General features: G+C 73.8%; 1 protein-coding gene. It reads left to right on the forward strand.

Features of this window, described 5'->3' with window-relative positions; all coding sequences use genetic code 11:
* Nucleotides 1-6,350, forward strand: a 6,350-nt coding sequence (locus WBA97_RS30480; protein WP_424234413.1) for an SDR family NAD(P)-dependent oxidoreductase, incomplete at both ends; no start/stop codon positions are given.

Raw genomic sequence — 6,350 nt, forward strand, 5'->3', positions numbered from 1 at the left:
GCAGGCGGTGATCGAGACCTATGGGCAGGATCGGGATCGGCCGTTGTGGCTGGGTTCGGTGAAGTCGAACATCGGGCACGCGCAGACCGCGGCGGGTGTCGCCGGTGTCATCAAGATGGTCATGGCCCTGCGTAACGGATCTCTGCCCAGGACACTGCACGCGGACGAGTCGTCCCCGCACATCGACTGGTCGGCAGGCGATGTCCGGCTCCTCACCGAGGCCCAGCCGTGGCAGGAGGGGGAGCGGGTCCGCCGCGCCGGTGTGTCCTCGTTCGGGGTGAGCGGCACCAACGCGCACGTGATCATCGAGGACGCCCCGCCCGCGTCACCCGCCGTGCGGGAAAACACCGCGCCGCAGGTCGTGCCGATGGTCGTCTCGGCCAGGTCCGAGGCGGCACTGCGTGTCCAGCTCGACCGGATCGGCGGCCTGCGAGAACGGCCGGTCGACATCGGGCACACCCTGGCCACCGCCCGTGCCGTGCTCGATCACCGCGCTGTGGTCCTTGGCGATGACGTGGTGACCGGGTCGGCCGAACCTGGCGGTCTGGCGTTCTTTTTCACCGGTCAGGGTTCTCAGCGACTCGGAATGGGTCGGGAGCTGTACGAGTCGTTCCCGGTGTTCGCTGCCGCGTGGGATGAGGTGTCGTCGCGGTTGGGGAGTGTCCCGATCGATGATGTGGAGGCGTTGAACCGGACAGATGGTGCGCAGGCGGCGATTTTCGCGCTTGAGGTTGCGTTGTTCCGGTTGCTGGAGTCGTGGGGGTTGCGGCCTGATTTCCTACTGGGGCACTCGATTGGTGAGGTTTCGGCCGCGCAGGTGGCTGGGGTGTTGTCGCTGGACGACGCGTGCACACTGGTGGCTGCTCGTGGTCGTTTGATGGCTGGGTTGCCGTCCGGTGGGGCGATGCTGGCGGCCGAGGTGTCCGAAGAGGACGTTCCGGCGAGTGTCGATGTCGCTGCGGTGAACGGTCCGACTTCGCTTGTGGTGTCGGGAACCGAGGAGGAGATCTCGGTTCTGGAGGAGCGGTGGCGTGCTGAGGGTCGTCGGGTGAAGCGTCTTGTGGTGTCGCACGCCTTCCACTCGAAGTTGATGGAGCCGATGCTCGCGGAGTTCGCCACCGTCGCGGAATCCTTGACGTATAACGAACCTGGGATTCCGTTGCCGGGGATGGTGACCGATCCGGCGTACTGGGTGCGGCAGGTTCGGGACACCGTGCGGTTCGCCGACGGTGTCACGGAACTGCGTGAGCGGGGTGTCACCGCGTTCCTGGAGCTGGGGCCCGATCCGGTGCTGTCGGCGCACGTCGACGGCGCTGTCCCGGTGCTGCGACGCGGCCACGACGAGGCACGCACCCTGCTCGGCGCGCTCGCCGCCGCCTGGACCCGGGGACACAACGTGGACTGGCCCGCCGTGTTCGCCCCCTGGGGCGGCACCCGGACCGCCCTGCCCACCTACCCGTTCCAGCGCACCCGCTACTGGCTCGTCCCCGAACCCGCCACCCAGGCGACCGATCCGGCCGAAGCCGAGTTCTGGGCCGCCATCGACGCAGGCGACACCGGCAAACTCGCCGAGGCGCTGCGCATGGACCCCGGGCCGGAACTCGGCACCGTCCTCCCCGCGATCGCGTCGTGGCGGCGCGACCGGCGCGAACACTCCGCCGTCGACTCCTGGCGCTACGCCGAGACCTGGCAGCCCCTCACCCCGGACCCCCGCGCGCCACACGGCACCTGGCTGGTGCTCGGCGCCGGTGACGACGTGGCGGACGCGTTGCGTGCCGCCGGGACCGAGATCGTCCAGTCCGCCGGGCCCGTCCCGGGCGACTGGGCCGGTGTGGTCTGCGTCGCCGACGCCACCGCGACACTGGACCTGCTGCGTTCCGGCCTGCCCGGTCCCCTCTGGGTGGTCACCCGGGGCGCGGTCTCGGTCGGCGTGACCGATCCCGTCACCAGCCCCGCCGCCGCCCAGGTGTGGGGGATCGGGCGGGTCGCCGCGCTCGCGGCACCCGGCCGGGGGGGCGGGCTGGTCGACCTGCCCGCCGTCCTCGACCCGGTCACCGGCGCCCGGTTCGCCGCCGTCCTCACCGGCACCGAGGACCAGGTCGCGGTGCGCGGCAGCGGCACCTACGGGCGCAGGCTCCGGCCCGTGCGGGCACCGGCCACCGACACCGTCTGGACGCCGTCCGGTGCCGTGCTCGTCACCGGTGGCACCGGCGCACTCGGCGTCGAGACCGCACGCTGGCTGGCGGGCCGCGGCGTCCCCAAGATCGTGCTGGCCTCCCGCCGGGGTGGCGCGGTGCCACCGGAACTCGCCGACCTCGGCGCCGAGGTGGTCGTCGCCGCCTGTGACGTCGCCGACCGCGACGCGCTCGCCACCCTGCTGACCGAACACCCCGTCACCGGCGTCGTCCACGCCGCGGGAGTCGCCGGCACGACCCCGCTGGCCGACCTGTCCGCCGACGGGTACGCCGCCGCGACCGTGGCCAAGACCCTCGGGGCCACCCACCTGGACGCACTGCTGCCGGACGCCGACCTGTTCGTGCTGTACTCGTCCATCGCGGGCACCTGGGGCAGCGGCGGGCAAGCCGCCTACGCGGCGGGGAACGCCCACCTCGATGCCATCGCCCGCGCCCGCAGGGCCGTCGGACGTGCCGCCACCTCGGTCGCCTGGGGGCCATGGGCCGGGGCGGGCATGGCCGCCCACGGCGGCGCCGCCGACTACCTCGCCCGCAGGGGACTCACCGGACTGCGACCCGACCTCGCGCTGACCGCGCTGGGCAGGGCCGTCGACTCCGGCGAGGCCTGCGTGACCGTCGCCGACGTCGCGTGGGACCGGTTCGTCCCCGCCTTCACCGCCGTCCGCCCGAGCCCGCTGCTCGCCGATCTCGCCCCCCAGCCAGCATCGGACCAGCGCGCGGACGTACCCGGCCACCGGCTGGCCGACGTGCGGGAGGCCGACCGGGCCGGGTTCGTGCTCGACCTCGTCCGCACGCACGCGGCGGCTGTCCTCGGCCATCCGGAAGGCACCGTCGTCGACCGCAACCGGGCCTTCACCGACCTCGGTTTCGACTCCCTCACCTCGGTCGAACTACGTGACCGGCTCGCCGAGGACACCGGGCTCACCCTGCCCGGCAGCCTCGTGTTCGACCACCCGTCGGCGGCGGCGCTCAGCACCCACCTGCTGGCCAAGCTGACCGGCACGACCACGGCGGCCGACCCCGTCACGGTCCGGGGCCGCACCGACGAGCCGATCGCGATCATCGCCATGAGCTGCCGGTACCCCGGCGGCGTCGCGAGCCCCGACGACCTGTGGGACCTGGTCGCCGACGGCACCGACGCGATCTCCGGGTTCCCCGCCGACCGCGGCTGGCACCTCGCCCCCCGCGACTACACCCCGGTCGGCGGGTTCGTCCACGACGCCACGACGTTCGACGCGGCGATGTTCGGCATCTCCCCCCGCGAAGCCACCGCCATGGATCCGCAACAACGGCTCGTGATGGAGGCGTCGTGGGAGGTCGTCGAGCGGGCCGGCATCGACCCGCACACCCTGCGCGGCAGCCGGACCGGCGTGTTCGTCGGCGCGTCGCACTCCTTCTACGGGCACGGCACCGACGCCGAACCGGAAGGGCACTTCCTGACCGGCACCGCCAACAGCGTCCTGTCCGGGCGCGTCGCCTACACCCTCGGACTCGAAGGCCCCGCGATCACCGTCGACACGGCGTGCTCGTCGTCGCTGGTCGCCCTGCACTGGGCGGCGACCGCGCTGCGCTCAGGCGAATGCGACCTCGCGGTCGCGGGCGGGGTCGCCGTGCTCGCCACCCAGGCCGGGTTCGACGAGTTCGCGCGTCAGGGCGGCCTCGCCGCCGACGGCAGGTGCAAACCGTTCGCCGACGCCGCCGACGGCACCGGCTGGTCCGAGGGTGTCGGGCTCCTGCTCGTCGAACGGCTCTCCGACGCCCAGCGCAACGGCCACCACATCCTGGCGGTCGTGCGCGGCTCCGCCGTCAACTCCGACGGCGCCTCCAACGGGCTCACCGCGCCCAACGGCCCGGCCCAGCAGCGCGTGATCCGCGCCGCGCTGGCCGCCGCCGGACTCGAACCGTCCGATGTGGACGTCGTGGAGGCACACGGCACCGGCACTACCCTCGGTGACCCCATCGAGGCGACCGCCGTGCTCGCCGTGTACGGGCAGGAGCGCGCACACCCCCTGTGGCTGGGGTCGCTCAAGTCCAACATCGGCCATACCCAGGCCGCGTCCGGGGTGGCCGGCGTGATCAAGATGGTGCAGGCCATGCGGCACGAGTCGCTCCCCGCCACCCTCCACGTCGACACGCCGAGCAGGCACGTCGACTGGACCTCCGGCGCCGTCGAACTCCTCACCGGCGCCCGGCCGTGGCCACAGACCGCAAGGCCACGCCGGGCAGGGGTGTCCTCCTTCGGCATCAGCGGCACCAACGCACACGTCGTCATCGAGGAATCCCCGAACCAGCCGGGGAACACCCCACCGGCGGCCACCCCGCCCGTGGTGGCCTGGGTCCTGTCCGCCAGAAGCGAGGCCGCCCTTCGTGCCCAGGCCGACCGTCTGCGCACGCACCCGGCGCCCGACCCGGGACACACCGGCTGGTCGCTCGCCGCGACCAGGGCCGGGCTCGAACACCGCGCGGTCGTGCTCGGCGCCGACCACGCAGAACTGACCGACGCGCTCGCCGAGGTGGCGCAGGGCGCGGGGACCCCGCGCGGCACGGTCGCCGATGGCAAGCTGGCGTTCCTGTTCACCGGACAGGGCGCCCAGCGGGCCGGGATGGGGCGTGCACTGCACGCCGCCTTCCCCGTGTTCGCCGACACCGTGGACCAGATCTCGGCGCGTGTCGGCGGCATCCCCTGGGCCGACCAGGACCGGCTCGACCAGACGCGGCACGCGCAGGCGGCGCTGTTCGCGATCGAAGTCGGCCTGTTCCGGCTGCTGGAGTCCTGGGGGCTCACCCCGGACGTGCTGCTCGGCCACTCCGTCGGCGAGCTCGCGGCCGCACACGTCGCCGGGGTGCTGTCCCTTGACGACGCGTGCGCACTCGTGTCCGCCAGGGGCAGGCTGATGCAGGCCCTGCCACCGGGCGGGGCGATGCTCGCCATCGAGGCGAGTGAGGCCGAGGTGGCCGAGCTGCTGCCCGTCGGCGCGGACATCGCCGCCGTCAACGGACGCCACTCGGTCGTCGTCTCCGGCGACGAGCACGCCATCGACCGGGTCGCGGCGCTGTGGGAGGGCCGCAGGGTCAAACGGCTCGCGGTCTCCCACGCCTTCCACTCGCACCGCATGGACCCCATGCTCGCCGAGTTCGCCGCCGTCACCGCCACCCTCACCTTCCACCAGCCGCGCATCAAGATGGTCGCCTCCGGCGACGTCACGGATCCCGGCTACTGGGTGCGTCAGGTCCGCGACACCGTCCGGTTCGCCGACGGGGTGGCGCGCCTGGCCGGGGCACACGTCGTCACCACCATCGAGCTCGGACCGGACGCCGTGCTGTCCGCCCTGGTCGACGGGGCCGTGCCCACGCTGCGGCGCGGCCGGGACGAGGTCCGCACGGTCCTCGCCGCGGCCGGGGCGGCCTGGGTGCGTGGCGCCGACGTCGACTGGACCAGGCTGTTCCCCGGCGGGCGACCCGTCGACCTGCCGACCTACGCCTTCCAGCGCGAGCGCTACTGGCTCTCGGGCGCGACCCGCACCGACGACTCCTGGCGTTACCGCGCCACATGGCGGTCCCTGCCCGGCACCCCCGGCACGCTGACCGGTACCTGGCTGCTCGCCGGACCCGCCGACCCCGCCCTGCGCGCCGCGCTCCACGCGGCCGGTGCGGACGTCGTCGAGTCCACTGTGGACAGTCTCCCGGCCGGGCCGTTCAGCGGTGTCCTCGCCACCACGTCCCTCGCCGACACCGTGACCCTGGTGCAGGCGCTTGGCGAGGCCGGTGTCGACGCGCCGCTGTGGTGCGCGACCCGGGGGGCCGTGGCCGTCGACGCGTCCGACCCGGCACCCGACCCCGGCCAGGCCGCCGTGTGGGGCCTCGGCCGCGTCGCCGCCCTCGAACTGCCGCACCGCTTCGGCGGGCTCGTCGACCTGCCCGCCGAACTCGACCTCGTGACCGGGGGCAGGCTCGCGGCGGTGCTGTCCGGCACCGAGGACCAGGTCGCCCTGCGGCGGTCCGGGGTGTTCGGCAGGCGGCTCGAACCGGCCGGGCCCGCGCCGTCCGGGCCAGCGTGGACCCCGACCGGGCCGGTGCTGGTGACCGGCGGGACCGGCGCCATCGGCGCGGAGGTCGCCGCCTGGCTGGCCGGGCGCGGCGTGCCCAAACTGGTGC

Origin of the sequence: Actinophytocola sp. (assembly GCF_049647105.1) — a bacterium.
GTDB lineage: Bacteria > Actinomycetota > Actinomycetes > Mycobacteriales > Pseudonocardiaceae > Actinophytocola.